15 protein-coding genes and 1 pseudogene are annotated in these 15,781 nt (G+C 69.2%); 11 read left to right on the forward strand and 5 right to left on the reverse strand.

The window, feature by feature from the left end; genetic code table 11:
- Nucleotides 1-96: 96 nt before the first annotated feature.
- The gene (locus ACFXKZ_RS29015; RefSeq protein WP_380004012.1) at nucleotides 97-927 is read right to left on the reverse strand and encodes an SDR family NAD(P)-dependent oxidoreductase; all 831 of its coding nucleotides are present in this window, start codon (nucleotides 925-927) and stop codon (nucleotides 97-99) included.
- A 304-nt stretch (nucleotides 928-1,231) separates the two neighbouring features.
- Here ACFXKZ_RS29015 and ACFXKZ_RS29020 point away from each other — a divergent pair, with 304 nt between their 5' ends.
- From ACFXKZ_RS29020 to ACFXKZ_RS29030, 3 genes are all read left to right on the forward strand, one after another.
- Nucleotides 1,232-2,125 (forward strand): LysR family transcriptional regulator, encoded by an 894-nt coding sequence (locus ACFXKZ_RS29020; RefSeq protein ID WP_380004013.1) that lies wholly within the window; start codon nucleotides 1,232-1,234, stop codon nucleotides 2,123-2,125.
- 298 nt (nucleotides 2,126-2,423) lie between these two features.
- Nucleotides 2,424-3,122, forward strand: coding sequence for a helix-turn-helix transcriptional regulator (locus tag ACFXKZ_RS29025; protein WP_380004014.1), 699 nt, complete (start codon nucleotides 2,424-2,426; stop codon nucleotides 3,120-3,122).
- A 244-nt stretch (nucleotides 3,123-3,366) separates the two neighbouring features.
- A complete protein-coding gene (locus ACFXKZ_RS29030) occupies nucleotides 3,367-3,858 on the forward strand; it encodes a DUF3291 domain-containing protein (RefSeq protein WP_380004016.1) in 492 nt (163 codons plus the stop codon).
- Between the two features lie 218 nt (nucleotides 3,859-4,076).
- Here ACFXKZ_RS29030 and ACFXKZ_RS29035 read toward each other — a convergent pair whose 3' ends face one another.
- Both ACFXKZ_RS29035 and ACFXKZ_RS29040 read right to left on the reverse strand, forming a co-directional pair.
- Nucleotides 4,077-4,475, reverse strand: coding sequence for a hypothetical protein (locus ACFXKZ_RS29035; protein WP_380004017.1), 399 nt, complete (start codon nucleotides 4,473-4,475; stop codon nucleotides 4,077-4,079).
- 162 nt (nucleotides 4,476-4,637) lie between these two features.
- Nucleotides 4,638-5,099 (reverse strand): nuclear transport factor 2 family protein, encoded by a 462-nt coding sequence (locus ACFXKZ_RS29040; protein ID WP_380004018.1) that lies wholly within the window; start codon nucleotides 5,097-5,099, stop codon nucleotides 4,638-4,640.
- 172 nt (nucleotides 5,100-5,271) lie between these two features.
- Between ACFXKZ_RS29040 and ACFXKZ_RS29045 the strand changes: the two genes are divergently transcribed.
- From ACFXKZ_RS29045 to rox, 6 genes are all read left to right on the forward strand, one after another.
- The gene (locus tag ACFXKZ_RS29045) at nucleotides 5,272-5,847 is read left to right on the forward strand and encodes a DUF3995 domain-containing protein (RefSeq protein ID WP_380004019.1); all 576 of its coding nucleotides are present in this window, start codon (nucleotides 5,272-5,274) and stop codon (nucleotides 5,845-5,847) included.
- A gap of 8 nt (nucleotides 5,848-5,855) precedes the next feature.
- Nucleotides 5,856-6,389 carry an RNA polymerase sigma factor gene (locus ACFXKZ_RS29050; RefSeq protein WP_380004020.1) on the forward strand — a complete coding sequence of 178 codons (534 nt, stop codon included), beginning with the start codon at nucleotides 5,856-5,858 and terminating at the stop codon, nucleotides 6,387-6,389.
- Nucleotides 6,386-6,913, forward strand: a complete 528-nt coding sequence (locus ACFXKZ_RS29055) for a hypothetical protein (protein WP_380004021.1) — start codon at nucleotides 6,386-6,388, stop codon at nucleotides 6,911-6,913. The genes ACFXKZ_RS29050 and ACFXKZ_RS29055 overlap by 4 nt, the downstream gene beginning before the upstream one ends.
- Before the next feature lie 299 nt (nucleotides 6,914-7,212).
- Nucleotides 7,213-7,593 (forward strand): hypothetical protein, encoded by a 381-nt coding sequence (locus ACFXKZ_RS29060; RefSeq protein ID WP_380004022.1) that lies wholly within the window; start codon nucleotides 7,213-7,215, stop codon nucleotides 7,591-7,593.
- Between the two features lie 58 nt (nucleotides 7,594-7,651).
- Nucleotides 7,652-8,059 carry a RidA family protein gene (locus ACFXKZ_RS29065; protein WP_380004023.1) on the forward strand — a complete coding sequence of 136 codons (408 nt, stop codon included), beginning with the start codon at nucleotides 7,652-7,654 and terminating at the stop codon, nucleotides 8,057-8,059.
- Nucleotides 8,060-8,299: 240 nt separating this feature from the next.
- Nucleotides 8,300-9,757: a rifampin monooxygenase gene (gene rox, locus ACFXKZ_RS29070; protein WP_380004394.1), complete on the forward strand. Its 1,458-nt coding sequence runs from the start codon at nucleotides 8,300-8,302 to the stop codon at nucleotides 9,755-9,757.
- 308 nt (nucleotides 9,758-10,065) lie between these two features.
- Here the strand turns inward: rox and ACFXKZ_RS29075 are convergent, their stop codons facing one another.
- Entirely contained in the window at nucleotides 10,066-10,611 is a 546-nt protein-coding gene (locus ACFXKZ_RS29075; protein WP_380004024.1) for a nuclear transport factor 2 family protein, read from the reverse strand.
- Between the two features lie 556 nt (nucleotides 10,612-11,167).
- Between ACFXKZ_RS29075 and ACFXKZ_RS29080 the strand changes: the two are divergent.
- Nucleotides 11,168-11,505 (forward strand): annotated as a pseudogene (locus ACFXKZ_RS29080) (GNAT family N-acetyltransferase); the annotation flags it as partial.
- Between the two features lie 181 nt (nucleotides 11,506-11,686).
- On the opposite strand, the gene ACFXKZ_RS29085 reads toward ACFXKZ_RS29080, so the two are convergent.
- Entirely contained in the window at nucleotides 11,687-12,151 is a 465-nt protein-coding gene (locus tag ACFXKZ_RS29085; protein WP_380004025.1) for an SRPBCC domain-containing protein, read from the reverse strand.
- Nucleotides 12,152-15,551: 3,400 nt separating this feature from the next.
- Here ACFXKZ_RS29085 and ACFXKZ_RS29090 point away from each other — a divergent pair.
- Nucleotides 15,552-15,781, forward strand: a 230-nt coding sequence (locus ACFXKZ_RS29090; protein ID WP_380004026.1) for a hypothetical protein, incomplete at its 3' end; no start/stop codon positions are given.

The following is a 15,781-nucleotide window of genomic DNA, read 5'->3' on the forward strand; positions in this document are numbered from 1 at the left end:
GTGACGACGAACGCGGATGATGCCAGTGGGTGATAGCTCCGTCGGATCCGGTGGCGTCCGCCACCCCCGACACCCGGCGCTCGGTACGCCGCACGGTCAGGCCCGGAAGGGCAACGCCGTGCGCTCGCGGACCAGTTCGGCGTGCGGCGTACGGGTGCCGGCCGGAAGTGTGGCCAGCCACACCACGTCGGCGGCGGCCCGGTCGAGCGCCTCCTCCCGCGCGGCCGCGTCCCCCGGCGCGGCCGGATCCGGGCGGCCCACGCACGCGACGTTGACCACGATGTCGCGCCGCGCCGGGTCCTGGGCCAGCTCCCGGGCCAGCACCTTCACCGCGGCCACCGTGCCGATCGCGGACGGGACACCGATCCACGCCGGCCACCCCTCCGCCGCCGACCGCCCGTCCTGGACGGCCCGTACGTAGTCATCCATCACCCGCGACAGGTCGGCCAGGCTCACCCGGTCCACGTCGAAGCGCGCGCGCAGCCGATGGGGCAGGTGCCGCAGGCCGCCGAGATCGCCGACCACGCACACGAACCGGGCCCCGTCACGCAGTCGCGGCGCGAACGCCTCGATCAGCCGGCGGGTGCCGTGGTTGTTGGTGTCGACGTACGCCCCGACCTGGTCCTGGTTGCGGGCCGCGAGATCGATCCGGGCGCCGGCGCCGCCGATCAGGATGTCCACGCCGCCGTGCCGCGCGGCGACGGTGTCGGCCAACGCCTCGGCGCCGGCCGGATCGCACAGGTCGAGCGCGGCCAGGCGCGGCGCGAACCCCTCGCGGCGCAGACGGTCGACGGCGGCTTGTCCGCGTTCGGGGTCGCGCGCGGTGAGGTAGACGACGTCGTCGGCGGCGAGTCGGCGGCACAACCCGCGCAGCACGGCCGGTCCGAGTCGCCCGGTCCCCCCGGTGACGATGGCGGTTTTGGACATGGCACTCCCCGATTCCGTCGAGCCGTCGTACGTGGCGCGGGTCGTCGCCGGCCGAGTCGGGTGGAGTCGACCGGGCGGACCGGCGTGTGTCTACGATCGTGCCGAGGCGAGGGTCGGAACAACGGCGATGCCGGCAATGAGCGTTAACCCTCGGGTTAACGATGCGGGGCGTTGCGGGGCATTGCGGCGGATCGGTCGGCGCTCGACTCGACTCGACTCGGCTCGACGACGGGGCACGGCGGCACGGCCGCGAGCGAGGCACGGCGATACGGCACGACGATATGGCAACGAACGGCGGGGGCGTATGGAGCTGCGGGACATCGAGATCTTCCTCGTGCTGGCCGAGGAGTTGCACTTCGGCCGCACCGCTGATCGTTTGCTGATCTCCTCGGCGCGGGTCAGCCAGGCGATCAAGCAGCAGGAACGCCGGATCGGCGCACCGCTGTTCGAGCGGACCAGCAGACGTGTGGCACTGACCCCGATCGGGGACCAACTGCGCGAGGACCTGGCGGCGGGCTATCAGCGCATCCAGGACGGGATCGAACGCGCCGCCGCCTCGGCACGCGGCCTGACCGGGACGCTGCGCCTGGGCACGATGGATGCCACGCTGGCGGAGATCCCGGAGATCCTGGAGGCGTTCCGGACCCGGCACCCCGACTGCGAGGTGCGGATCCGCGAGGCGCACATCGGGAATCCGTTCGGGCTGTTGCGGGCCGGCGAGGTCGACCTGCAACTGGTGTGGCTGCCGGTGGAGGAGCCCGATCTGACGGTGGGTCCGATCGTGCTGACCGAGCCGCTGGTGCTCGCGGTGTCCGCCCGGCACGAGTTCGCGAGGCGCGAGTCCGTGTCGCTCGAAGACCTGGCGGTGGGGCCGGTGTTCGGCTTCGACGACTCGGTACCGGCCTACTGGGCCGAGGCGATCAACCCGGCGCAGACACCGAGCGGCAAGCCGATCCCGCGCGGCCCGGTCAGCTCGACGGCGCACGAGACGCTGACCACGATCGCGGCGGGCCTGGCCATCTCGCCGGTGCCGCTGCACGCGGTCAAGTACTTCCCTCGCGGCGACATCGCGTACGTCCCCATCCACGACTCGCCCATGTTGTCCTGGGCCCTGATCCACCGCACCGCCGCCCTCTCCCCCCTCGCCCGGGCCTTCACCCGGGCGGCCGAGGACATGTCGGCGGCGGCCGAATCCTGATCTCGCGCCGATGGGCTCGGGAGGGGCGGGCCTTCGGGCGGTCGTGGCCGGCGGTGGTGCCGGGCGGGCCGGCGCGAGGGCGTCGGGTCCGTGCTTGCCGTGCCGATGTGTCCGTCCCGACCCCGCCGGCCGTTTCGGGCCGAGTCGCTCGGTGGGTCCGGTGACGCGTCCGGATTCGCCGCCGCCCGGGGGCGCGCCGGACGGGCGCCGTGCGCAGTCGGGCCTCGAAGGGTGCCGAGTATCGGGCCGGACCACCCGGGACGGGTCGGGTTCGGGCGCGCTCGCCTACACTCCGGTTGTGTCCGACCTCTCCTCTCCCCCGCCCGGTGACGACGCGCTCGACGCGGTCGGGGTGCTCGTCGATCCGGTGCGCCGGGCGTTGTATCGCCACGTCGTCGCGGCCGAGGGCCCCGTCGGCCGGGCGGCCGCGGCGGACGCGGTCGGCATCCAGCGCACGCTCGCGGCCTTCCACCTCGACAAGCTGGTCGAGGCGAACCTGCTCACCATGGAGTACGCCCGGCCCGCCGGCAAGGGCGGCCCCGGCGCGGGGCGGCCGGCGAAGTTGTACCGCCGCAACCCGGTCGAGACGAGCGTGACGCTGCCCCCGCGCGCCTACGACACGGCCGGCCAGATCCTGGCGGACGCGATCGAGCGGGCCGGCGCCGACCGGGCGGTACACGCGGCCGCGTACGACGCCGGGCGGGTGGCCGGCCGGGCCCTCGGGGGTGGGCCGCCCGCAACGGGGGAGGCCGACGAGCATGCTCGGGTACTGGCGGCCCTGACGGCGCGCGGCTACGAGCCGGTCCCGGAGGCGTCCCGCATCCTGCTGCGGAACTGCCCGTTCCACCAACTGGCCGAGGACTTCCCGCCACTGGTGTGCGGAATGAACCTGGCCCTGCTCGAGGGCCTGCTCGACGGCGTCGACGCACCCGGCCATCGGGCCCGCCTGGACTCGGTACCGGGCCGCTGCTGCGTGGTGGTCGAACACGCCCCGTAGGGGCGGCCATCGCCGAAGCGGCAGCGGTGGCGGCGACGGAGTGATCCGGGTCGCCGCCCGAACCACGCCGGGAAGTCCGCTGCCCGACCGGTGCGGTGCCACCCATGCCCGAATCCTCGTACCGCTCCCGCGCACAACCTGCACGCACCTCGACCCGCGGCGCGGGGACGTACTTCCTCGCAGCCCTCGATCTCTAAAAACAATTCTCGTTGACATATTCTCGGCGACCTGGTGAGGTGATGCCATGCCGACGACACACCACATCGCCCAGTTCAACGTCGCGCGAATGCTCGCTCCCCTGGACACGCCCACCATGGTCGACTTCGTCGCCGGTCTCGACCCGGTCAACGAACTCGCCGACGGCGCACCCGGCTTCGTCTGGCGCCTGACGGGCGAGGACGAGGGAGTGCCCTCGTCCACCGACATCCGCCCCTACGACCCCGACTCCATCGTGACCATGTCGGTATGGGAAACCCCGGAACTGCTTTGGGAGTTCGTCTACCGCAGCGGTCACCTGGAATACCTGCGCCGGCGCCAGGACTGGTTCCACCACCTCGCCGAGATCACCCAGGTGGTGTGGTGGCTCCCGGCGGGGACCATCCCGACCGTCGCCGAGGGCAAAGCGCGCCTGGACCACCTGCGCGAACACGGCCCCACCCCGTACGCCTTCACCTTCCGCAACCGCTTCCCCGCACCGGCGACGGACACCGACGAGCAGGCGGCGGAGGTCGCCTGACCACGCACGCGGACACCACGGGGCGTTACGGCAGCCCTCGGCGCCGCCGCAACCCCCGTGGCGAGCGTGCCACTCGAAGCTCGCGCCATCACCGGGGGCCACCGGCCACCACCCCGCACACCGACTCACGCAGACTCCGGGGCAGTTCGTCCCACACGAGCGCCAAGACGACCCGGGGCGCACGAACGCCAAGACGACCCGGGGCGCACGATCCCGCATCAGACGTGATAGAGCCCGTCCCGCCGATGCCGCGCAGGCGGAATGTCCACCGATTCCGCCGCCGTCACGTCGAGGCCACCGGCAGCCGAGCCATTGACCGCCGCCCGCACCAGAACGACCCCCGCCCGCAGTCGCATCCGCTCCCGCCCCTCGGCCAGAGCGGCCGCCGCGCCGATTTCCCCATCGGACGCGAGGTACCGCCCCCAGGCGTACACATCGACCCGCCGGACGATCCGCCGCGGACGCGGACGACGTCCCTCGCGCGCCGCTTCCGCCAGGACTCGGGCGCTGTAGCGCAGGTCGAAGCTCCGGACGGATCGCCAAGGCCCTCCGGAAAAAGCCGATTCGCCCGCCTCTTCGAGGCGACGCGGAATCGGGTGATGTGCGGTGCGGGACATGGGAACTCCGTCGATACACCGCCAGGTCCTCTACCTGGCGTACCTAACGGAACCCGTGCGCGCCGGTGCCCCGATCCCGCCCCGGGCCGCGCCGCCATCCATCGCCTGTCGTCCCCATAGGCGGCAAGCTACCGGACCCCCTCGCGCCGGTGCGCGGGAAATCTACGGGATCAGGGCCTCGTCGACCGCCTTGGTGTCCCAGTAGAACGGCCGGATCTCGGTGATCAGGCCGTCCCGGATGGTGATCATCTGCATCACCCACGTGTCGAGGACGCGGCCGGTGGCTCGGGCGGTGAGCAGGCCGTGATTGAGGATGGCGGCCCGCTCGCCGTCGATGGCGAAACGTTGTTCGAGGAATTCCATGTCCCGCCAGGCCTCGCCCATCGCGGCCATGAAGTCCTCGATGCCCTCCGGGCCGTAGCGGGGGCCGCCGTAAGGGAGTCCGGGCGACTGGTACATGACGACGTCCGGGTCGAGGCACGCGGCGAGGTCGGCGAAGCTCGCCTTGCCCCGGCCGCCGGCGGCGACGTACGCGGCCTCCGCGGCGAAGAACCGCTGGAGGACGGCGAGGGTGTCGGCGTCGTCGGTGGGCCGGGGCGCGGGGTGTGTGTTCTCGGTGGTCACGGGTCCATCGTGAAGTCCGGCGCGGGGCGGTGCCGGCGGCAATCGGTCGTCGCGTTTCGGGCCCGGGTCGCGGAGCCGGATGTGTCTGCCGTCACATGGAACCTTTCCCGCGTGGGCGTCCTCTTCCTGGCGATCGGCCGACAACTCGTCGGCCCGGGAAGGGGATCGCGCCATGCACAACGCCGCCGAAGCCGCAGGCAGCACGAGAACCGCCACCAACATGGCCGCAGCTCTGGATGTGACCACAGCCCTGGATGTGGCCGCAGCCGCCTCGGCCGCCGCCGCACGCCGGCGCAAGGGCACCGCCGTTGCCGCGCTGCTGGCCGGCGACGCGCTCGTCCACGCGTTCTGGGCGACCGGCGCGACCTGGCCGGCCGGCAGCACCGAGGCTCTGTCGCAGGGACTGCTCAACGCCGACGTCCCGTTCACCCCACGCGTCCTGCTCCCGCTGTGCACACTGCTCACCACCGCCGCCGCCGGCATATACGCGCACAGCCGGGGCCGCGGCGGCAGGCTCGCCGCACTCGTGAGCGCGGCCGTGGCCACCGGGCTCACCGTGCGGGCCGGGGCGGGCGTGCTCTGGGCCCTCGGCGTCGGGGCCGATCCGGGCAGCACGTTCTACCGGCTCAACCTCGCCGTCTACACCCCGGTGTGCGTGGGCTTCGGATACGCCGCCGCGCGCGTCGCACTGGACGGCATCGTCCGGCGGCCCAGTCGGCTGCTCCGAACGCGGGCCGCCGGGAGATGATCACCACCGTGCCCAAGCGTGGAACCGAGGACCGAGCCGTCGAGCGCCGTGCGCGCGGCGTCGCCCTTGCCCGCGCCGCCCGCCGCGGCGACACCCTCGCGATGAGCGATCTGCTCGACCACCTGATCCCCTACGTCACCACCATCTGCGGTCCGATCGCCCTGGACGCCCGGCAGGACGCGGTCCAGGAAACCCTCGTCGTGGTCTTCCGCGCCCTGCGCACCCTCGACGAACCCGAGGCGCTGTACGGCTGGGTCCGGGCAATCGCGGCGCGCGAGGCGGTGCGGATCGCGCGGCGGGCGATCCGCGACGTCCCCACCGAGTGGGCCGACCCGCCCGCACCCGGCGACCCACAACTCGCCGCCGACATCGACGACGTACTTGCCCGACTCTCCCCCGAACACCGCGCCGTACTGGTCCTGCGCGACATCGAGGGCCTGGACGAACAGACCGCCGCCGACCTGCTCGGCGTCCCCGAAGGCACCGTCAAGTCCCGGCTGCACCGCGCCCGGGCGGGATTCCGAAGGATGTGGACGGCATGAGCAAGCCACCCGAACCCGACAACATCGAACCCCCCGACACCAACGCCGACACCAACGCCGACGCCACCACCGACATCGACGCCGGGCCGATCGACGCGGTGGGCCGACTCCGGGTGCTGATCGCCGGGATCCCCGGCGCGCGCATCGTCGAAGGGATCGTCGACGCGCCGTTCGCCGACGTCTGGGCGGTGATGGGGGATCTGGAACACGGCTTCGGCCGATTCCAGCCGGACATGCGCCATGTTCGGGTACTGCGACGCGACGGCGATCGCATAGAGGCGCACGCACGCAGCCGGTACGGGATGCGGGCCCGCTTCGACGGCGTGCTGCGCCCGGGGTGGTGCTGGCTGCAGAGCAGGTTCGTGATCATCGGCATGGCGGCCGTCCCCGAGCACGGGAGCACCCGGGTGGCCCTCACCGGCGGCGTACGCGTCCCCGGCCGCGCCGCCATCGTGCCGGTGGGCGCGACGCGCGAACTGCGCCGGGGCCTGGCCCGGTTGGGCCAGGCGGTGGAGGAGGGCTGACCGACCCGGCGAAACCGGGCTGCGGGCAGGGCGGTTGCGGCGGGGGTGGAGCGTCGAGAGCTTGCATTCTTGATAAATCACATCCAGAATAAAAACCACGGCCCACCCGACCACCTCAACCGCACCACCGGCTTCGGAGGAGAGCGCCACCCGCACCCCACCCTCGGGAGGGGCAACACACGAGGCAGATTCTGGATATAGAACATCGCGAATATGCAGCACCTCGCCCCCGACTCCCGGCCCCACACTCGCCCCATCACTCACTTCGACACTCGCCTCGACCCCGAGCCCTGGTTCTGGTGGCCCTGCTGCCTCCGCTGCCGAGCACACCGTCCGCCCGGCCGATGACGTTCCGCGACCTGGCCCGGCTCGGCCGCGACAACAGGGGCATACGCGCCCGTCCGGCACTCACGTTCCTGCTGATCACCGGCCACTTCGTTGCGTACACCTTCGTCCGGCCCATCCTGCGCAACGTATCCGGCGTCGACGACGACCTGATCGGCCTCCTGCTCCGCGGCTACGGACTGGCGGGCGTGGCCGGCAACTTCACGGCGGGCAACCGAGCCTCCCACGACGCCCGCCGCACCCTGCTCACCATCGCGATCGCCCTGACGCCGCGCCCCAGGCGGCCGAGGCAGCGACGTCCCTGCTCGTCGCCGCGCCCACGACCACGACCGTGACCACGACCGCGACCGCGACCGCGACCGCGACCATCACCGCACCAAGGAGCCCTCGACCATGAGCAACACCTCGTTCACCATCACCAATCCGTCCGACCTGCACAACCCGGTGTCCTATGGCTACAGCCACGTGGTCGACGTCCCGGCCCCTGGCCTGGTCTTCATCGCAGGCCAATACGGCTCCGGCCCCACCGGTGCGGTCGACTCATCGGACTTCTCAGCGCAGGTCGAACTGTCCTTCGCCAACCTGGGCACCGCTCTGGCCGCGGCCGGCCTGGGCTTCCGCGACGTGGTCCGACTGGGCACGTACATCGTCGACCACGACCACGCCAGGCTCGAAGCCCTGCTCGCCGTGATCACCCGCATCTGGGGCGACAAGCCGCCGACCCAAACCCTCCTCGGGGTGGCCGCCCTCGCCCTCCCCGACATGCTCTTCGAGGTGGACGCGGTAGCGGGCCGCCGGTAAGCCCGACGAACCGAGCCGAGTCCAATTGGACTCACCCACCACACGCGCCGTGGCCCGACACCCTGCGATGTCGGGCCACGGCGCGTTCGGTCCAGGCATAAAAAAGGGGCGAGGAGAGATCCCATCGCTCTCCCTGCCCTCTTCAACATATAGCGCCCCCGGGGCCTTGCGGCAAGGCCCCGGCCACGCCGCAGAATGACCCACCCGGCCGGAATCCAATCTCGTGAAATGGGCGTTGTGATGGTTGACGTGATCGTGGTCGGCGGCGGACCCACCGGTCTGATGCTGGCCGCCGAACTGCGGCTGCACGATGTACACACGGTCGTCCTGGAGCAGTCGGCCGAGCCGTCCGACCGCTCCCGAGGACGCGGACTGCACACCCGGAGCGTCGAGATCATGGACCAGCGCGGCCTGCTGGACCGATTCCTCGCGGCCGGTGACAAGTTCTCGATCGGCGCCTTCTTCGGCGGCATCCAAAAGAAGTGGCCGGAACTGCTGGACACGGCGCACCCGTATGGCCTCACCGTCCCGCAACCCGTCACCGAACGCCTGCTCACCGAACACGCCCTCGCACTCGGCGCGGAGATCCGGCGCGGCCACGCAGTGGTCGACGTACGCCAGGACAACGACCAAGTATCCGTCGAGACAGCCGACGGAACGTTTCTGCACGCACGCTACGTCGTCGGATGCGACGGCGGTCGCAGCACGGTACGCAAGCGACTCGGGATCGCGTTTCCCGGCGAACCCTCCACCATCGAAACGCTGCTGGGGGACATGGAGGCAACCGACGACCCGGCGACGATCGCCACCGTCGTCACGGAAGTCCGCAAGTTCCAGTTGCGGTTCGGCGCCATCCCCGACACAGAGCACCAAAAGGGCGTATATCGCTTCGTGGTACCCGCCGAAGGGGTGGCCGAGGACCGCAGCGCCCCGACCTTCGAGGAGTTCAAGCAGCGGCTACGCGACATCGCGGGCACCGACTTCGGCGTGCACTCGCCCCGCCACCTGTCCCGGATCGGCGACGCGACACGGCAGGCCGAGCACTACCGGGTCGGCCGGGTACTGCTCGCCGGCGACGCGGCGCACGTCCACCCACCGACCGGCGGACAGGGGCTCAACCTCGGCATCCAGGACGCGTTCAACCTCGGATGGAAGCTGGCCGCCGAGGTCCACGGCCGGGCACCGCAAGGGCTGCTGGACACCTACCACGCCGAACGCCACCCGGTCGGCGCGAGCGTCCTGGACAACACCCGCGCACAGATGACCCTCATCGGGACCGAACCGGGCGCCGCCGCGCTGCGGAACCTGCTCTCGAGGCTGTTGGACTGCGAGGAGGCAAACCGCTACCTGACCGGGATCACCACCGCCGTCGACATCCGCTACGACGTCGGCGAGGTGGGCCACGAACTACTCGGCCGCCGACTGCGGGACGTCGAACTCGAACAGGGCCGCCTCTACGAACGGATGCACCGAGGTCGCGGCCTGCTGCTCGACCATACCGGCCGGCTGTCCGTAACGGGCTGGACGGATCGGGTCGACCACGTCGTCGACCCAGGCAAGGAACCCGACGTACCGGCAGCCCTGCTGCGCCCCGATGGCCACGTGGTGTGGGTCGGCGACGACCAGCGCGAACTACTCCGCCACCTGCCCATGTGGTTCGGCGCGGCCACGGGCTCTACAGCCCACCGGCCGGCGTAGGAAACCTGCAGCTCGGCCCGCCCCAGGTATGGCCCGAGGCGGGCCAACCCACCGATGTACGGATACCGGTATCAAGCGGCGTGTCCGAAATTCTCCACGCCGACAACCGGGAAACGAGCGACGGCGGCACACAAAGGCCCAGGCACACTACGCAGACAAGCACCCACCCCAGCACCACGCACGCTGCCGCCGTACGAGACCACACCCCACCACCCGTCGAACACGGCAACGACCTTCGCCCAGGCCCGGAAATTGCCCGTGTACCGAGACCGGCAGCCCTGCGCCATCAGAACCAGCCGAAACCACAGTCAAGACGCTTCCATCTCGCCCTCGCCCTCTCCCTCGCTCTCCAGTTCCACCTCGACCTCCAGCGCAGCCACCACGTCCCTCTCCGAACCCGAACCCGGCGACCAGCCCGAGCCCGCCAAGGGCGCGGTGTCGAGATACCGCACCTCATAGACCCGCTCCGCGAACTTCCACCCATCCGAGGTACGCCGGTAGCAATCGCGATAGAGGGAGTAGTTCAACCCGGACCTGCCATCACGCATACGCCCAAGCTCCTGCACGTACACACGGCCGGACGCCGTATCACCGTCCAACTCGATCGCGCCGGGGTGCACGGTCTGTACGAAGAACTCCCACGCGCCCTGCAACCGCTCGCTCCCGGCCCGGATCTCCCGCCGACCGCGGAACTCCACGTGGGCCTCGGGAATCCGCCACACGCCGTCGTCCGCGAACAACGACGCCAGGCGGTCGTAGTCGCGCATCATCACGGCATCGGTGAACTCACCCCACAGCGCGGCGATTTCGATCCGATCGGCGATGCTCTCAAGCTTCCGGTCGAGGTCCCTCATCGTTCTCCTCCATGGCCCTTTCGGACTTCGCGGATGATGCGACGTTCCAACCGATATGACAAAACAAGCCGCCCAAATGTCAGGTGGCAAACGCAGCCCGACATTGCGGCACAGCGACAAGGGCAGAGCCGTCCCAACGAGCCCCCGAAACCACGCCCCTCCCACTCAAGGCCGGACCCCGACCACCCCGACTCCCCCCGTTGAACACGATCGTCGGCCCCATCTGCCCTGACCTGCCCGGCTCGACCCAGACCCGACGCAAGTCCCGGTGAACAAATGGATCCCGAGCCACTAAAGGACCCCAACACCCAAATCAGCGCCAGCCCATGCACGCCCACTGCAGCCCCGCCAACCGCCGGTCCGACCATCTCGTCACGCTGGACCAGCCCGGTGACGCGACCCACCCGACGCGCCTGATCCGGACGTTCCAACAGGCTTGGAAAACCAGGGACTTCGCCGCCCAGATCACCCCCCGTCCCCCCGCCACACCTGCACAACCGCCGGCAGCAACCTGGTCGCCACCACGCCCGCCCGATCCCCAGCCCCGTAGGACGACATCCCAATCCTGCGAACCGCAGCTCTATACGACGTGGTCAACGACTCGCGAGCGGAGGGCCGGCCATGGCGACCGATAACGCTCGGTTCGCAACGCTGGTCGGCATGGCGACGCTGTGGGGCATCGACACCCACAACCGGTCCGCGCACATCGGACCGGAACTGCCCCCGGCCGCCCGCGGCAAGGGCTACGGCACCGATGTCGTCGCGGCGCTATGCCACTACGGTTTCATCGTGCGCGGCCTGTACCGTCTGCAGATCGGGACGCCGGCGGACAACACCACGATGCTCCGCTCCTCGGGCCGGGTCCTGGGCGAATTCCTCGACCAGACCCTCCTCTGACCCCTGATCAAAACTGGAAGCCGAACTCGCAGGCATTGGCCACCACCCCAAGCCGAACAGCCCACCCCACGACCCGGATCGGTCGCCCTCAGCAACACAATCCGCCCCCACATCACATCCTCAATCACCAACCGCAGAGCCCATGCCCGCACAGGACGGAGACGGCAGCCAGGCCCAACTACCCCTGCCGGCCTGCCAAAACGTCATCAAGATGGGGCAGAACATGGTGGGCCCAAGCCTCGTCATGCCGCTCAGCCGCGCCCTGGTCGTAGAAACCGGCATGCGCCAGACGCAGCCGCGTCCCACCCCCCTCCGCAGCGGGCGCCAACTCGACGGTGACAACGGTTTCGGCTCCTGCGGTGCCCGCGGCGCCGGTAACCCAGGTCAATTCGACAAGCCGAAAGGGCTCCAGAGCCAGGAACCGACCGTAGTGGGGGTGCAGTTCGCTCTCGTGCCGAGTCACGAACACGTAGGGCTCACCGACAACGGCCCGCATGCGAATCAAGCCCGGCTCGGCGAACCAGGTATCGAACCCCTCGGTCCACGCCGGATACACCACCTCCGGCGCCGCCCGCATCACACGCTCGACGGTGAGTCCATACGGACGCGCGCTGAGATCGGGGCGGGGGAGGGCACTGCTCACGGTGGGTTCTCCTCATTCGAGGTGCACTTCAAAATCATCCGGCCGCCCGGTGAAAAGCCAGTCGGCAGGGGACAGCCGCAATCGGCGCACGAATCACACTCAAATGCTCATATCACCAATCAGCCGGTCAAAAACCCACAACAGGCACCCCGTGCCCACCCGACCCACAACCCAGCCGACCGGCGCACCGAGACGCATAGCCATACTGGCCCAGCACGCCATTTACCCCCGCCGGAACAAGCCGCCGACCTGCAACGATGCCACAGACGGCGTTCTAAGGGCCAAAAAAGATCATGCGCATCGAATCATGCCAGGCAGCGAGATTTCGTGGCCCACCAGGGAATTTCTGCAAAGGCGCAGGTCAGACGGGGTGCCAGCAGCAACGATGGCCAAATCCCCACTCAACGCCCCCGCAGCCAACAACGAACCACCCCGCTACGGCGCCCGAACTCGGAGCGTCGACATGCCGGGGAACCTGCATCGAACACACACAACGCGCGACCCATCCAACGCGCGCATGGATCCGCAAAGTGACCCGGCCATCGGCGCAGCCAACCTCACCGAGTCCCCAACGAAGCACCCAACGCCGCCGCCAAAGTCCACACAGAAGGCTCGGCCATCCCTGGCCGGCAGAAGTCCTCACCCTGGCAGGCCCGTACAGAGACGTAACCGCCGGGCCGCCCGGGGAACAACGCATCGACGCGTCCAACGACTCGCCAAGTCGGACTCCCGGACCGCAGGCACCTTCCCCGAGCGATTCCCTGATCCCGACGGACTCTTCCCAAAACCGCACCCCAGCTCGTTCAGACCCAGCAGCCACTCATCTGGACCGATCAAACAGCGCTCAAGCGGACAGATTCCGGTGGGGGAGCGGAGGCCGGAACGCGAATGGAACTGCCCGGCATCAACACAACAGCCCCGGATGGCACGACAACCAAAGACCAGCAACACCAAGCTCACGTACCACCAGAGCAATCCCGAACCCTCCGAACGGACCACTCTCGGCACGCCACCACCCAGAGGCGCGGCCACCAAAGCCCAACTGGTCGCGCACATCGCACGCAAACGTGCTTCACCACTCTCACCCACGGCACCCCCCCCCGAAGCCATCTCGTCGGCAACCAGCTCGACATAGGAAGAGCACCAGACGACGATTGATTAACCCGGCACCGCTTCATGCGCTCCGGCACTCGGCACCACCACGCATGACGGCAGCGAGCGTTGGGCCGAAGATCACCTCACTCCAGTGCCAGGAACAAGCCTGGGGAGCCACAACCGCTCTCCTGCATCTCCACTCAAGGAGCGTCTTTGGCCTCCGGGCCGTCGTCATGCCCCGCTCGTATCGCCTGAACCGGGCACGAAATCATGGCACTCCATCGGCGCGTGCCCCGCAGTCCGCGCGGCTGCAAGCATCAAGTAACGTTCCTGTCAGTGGGCCCTGCTGCCAAGATGAACATCTGGCCTGACTCCAAGATCATCACCACGGACAACACGATCCAACTTTCGCTGGTTCGGCGCTCCAGTAGCCGAGAAGGCGGAGGATGGCCATGGACTTCGCAACCTTGAAGTCAACTTTCCGACGAGTGCTCCGCAGGGCAGCGAGCCGTTCGCACGTACTGGATATCACCTTCTGACCTGCATGTTTCACAAGTTCACAACTCATGCAACGCAGCATGTTCGGCATCATGTAGCGCCTAATGCATGCCGATCCGCACGGGCAAATATTCCTTGAGATGTGCGAGAGACTGTTGCTTCAATTGCATGGCAACATGTTCGGTGAGATAGAACACCATATGTCCGTTCCACTACGACGTAATAAGTTCGCGGACTTGCAACACTAAAACGGCGGCTGTGCGGGCGGGTGTGCGGCTGTCTGTTGCGGCGGATGTTCGGGCGTATGGGTGGGCGTATGGGTGGGCGTACCTCTGTGTGGGCGGGTCTACGGGCGGATCGATGGATGGATGGCTCTCTCTGCGGACGGCTCTACGGAGCTGTGTTTGTTCGTATGGATCGGTGAATGTGCGGCTGTGTTTACGGATGTGTGGACGTACGGATGGATCAGTGGATGGATATAGCAACGGGTGTTGGTGTGGGTGTTGCTGTGTTCGGATGACTGGGCGGGTGTCGAGATGGGTGGGCGGATCTCTGGGTGTGCGAACGAAACGATGACTGTGTAGAACGAACAACGGGCGTGCGGATGGATCTATCGCTGGGTGAACGGCTCTATGTACGGATGCATGGAGCGGTGTATGAGTGGGTGGGCAGATCTATCGACGGACGTGCGGGCGGGCGTTGCGCTGGGCGGATGGATGTACGGGTGGATCTGTGGCCGGAACTATGGCTGGATGGCTCTGCGGATGGATCGAACTACGGGCGTACGGGTGGTCGGCCGTACGTACGTGTGGAGGGGTGGTGGGGTGGACGGGTAGGCGGACAGGCGGCCGGAGCGAACGAGCGACGGGCCGGTCGGCGTGCGGGACGCTGGGTGTTCCTGTGTGCGGAACGATGGGCAGGCGTTCGTTCGGACGGAGCGATGGCTCGACGGTCGGACGAACGGGTGGTCCTGCGGGCGGACCGTTCTACGTTCGCAGCGACGGGCGGGCGGCCGGAGCAATGGGCGTCTCGGTGTAGCGGTGGGTGGGTGGCCGATCGGCTGTGTCGGCGGGTGGGCCGATCGGTCTGTCCACGAACCGCGCGGTGGACGGCCGAATCTCCGGGCGGGCCTGCCTTCGGGCCGGTCTGCCTGTGGTGCGCTCCGACACTCCCACACACGATCCGGCTACGGTGCACCGGGCGGACAAGGCTGCGGAACGCTCAGACCACGGCACGCACGAAGGCTCCGTGGACGAACGCGCGGGCGTGCGGATCCGACAACGACTCGGCATGTGGTCGCAACACGCAACGCAACGGCGGATGGATCCGTGGCCGGGACAGTCTCTCGGCGGCCCTGTGCCGGGATCTCCGGGCGGTAGGCACACACGATCCGGCGAGCGCACGTACGGCGGCTCTCGGGACCGACAGAGCGATCCGGCGAACATCCGGCGGCACGACGGCACATACGACGTGCGGTCCGAATGTCGCCCTATTCGCCGCTGCTCGCCTCTCCCGCCCCACCGTCCCCCACACGGGACACTCCCGGATGAGCAAAACACGAGGCCCGGCACGCGAATGGCCGGCCGAGTTCCCGCTCCCTGATCGCCCGGGGCGCGCCCACCCGTACCGCCCAGCGCACAACACCGCCCGCCACAAAGCGGACGGACCGGAGACCGACGACCTGGACGGGAGAGGCCACCTGGGCCGGGACCCCACGGCAGGCTGCCTGATGTAGAGCGGAGCGACCGGACGGGGCGAGCGCGCAAGGTCGCGTCGGGCCAGACTGGCCGAAGTACCGGGTCAGGCCGTGTTGATACGGGGTGTGCCGGACGGCCTGGTCAGGCCACGTCGGGATGGCTGGGCCGGAGCCGGCGCGGACTACTCGGCGGAGTACGGCATGCGGGTTCGTCTGCTCAGCCGGGTCGGGGCGGACCCGACGAGCGGATGCGGTGGGCCGAATGCCGACGGCACGGCGTGGCATGGCGTGGAGCGTCGCGGTCGGCGCGGCATGGCGCCTGACGGCACGGTCAGCGGGTC

It is taken from the genome of Embleya sp. NPDC059237 (assembly GCF_042754105.1).
In the GTDB taxonomy this organism is placed as follows: Bacteria; Actinomycetota; Actinomycetes; order Streptomycetales; family Streptomycetaceae; genus Embleya.

What these genes read in the sequence shown, in the direction of transcription:
- ACFXKZ_RS29015 (WP_380004012.1), bottom strand. Translation starts at nt 927, where the DNA reads ATGTCCAAAACCGCCATCGTCACCGGGGGGACCGGGCGACTCGGACCG.
- ACFXKZ_RS29020 (WP_380004013.1), top strand. Translation starts at nt 1,232, where the DNA reads ATGGAGCTGCGGGACATCGAGATCTTCCTCGTGCTGGCCGAGGAGTTG.
- ACFXKZ_RS29030 (WP_380004016.1), top strand. Translation starts at nt 3,367, where the DNA reads ATGCCGACGACACACCACATCGCCCAGTTCAACGTCGCGCGAATGCTC.
- ACFXKZ_RS29035 (WP_380004017.1), bottom strand. Translation starts at nt 4,475, where the DNA reads ATGTCCCGCACCGCACATCACCCGATTCCGCGTCGCCTCGAAGAGGCG.
- ACFXKZ_RS29045 (WP_380004019.1), top strand. Translation starts at nt 5,272, where the DNA reads ATGCACAACGCCGCCGAAGCCGCAGGCAGCACGAGAACCGCCACCAAC.
- ACFXKZ_RS29055 (WP_380004021.1), top strand. Translation starts at nt 6,386, where the DNA reads ATGAGCAAGCCACCCGAACCCGACAACATCGAACCCCCCGACACCAAC.
- ACFXKZ_RS29065 (WP_380004023.1), top strand. Translation starts at nt 7,652, where the DNA reads ATGAGCAACACCTCGTTCACCATCACCAATCCGTCCGACCTGCACAAC.
- rox (WP_380004394.1), top strand. Translation starts at nt 8,300, where the DNA reads ATGGTTGACGTGATCGTGGTCGGCGGCGGACCCACCGGTCTGATGCTG.
- ACFXKZ_RS29075 (WP_380004024.1), bottom strand. Translation starts at nt 10,611, where the DNA reads ATGAGGGACCTCGACCGGAAGCTTGAGAGCATCGCCGATCGGATCGAA.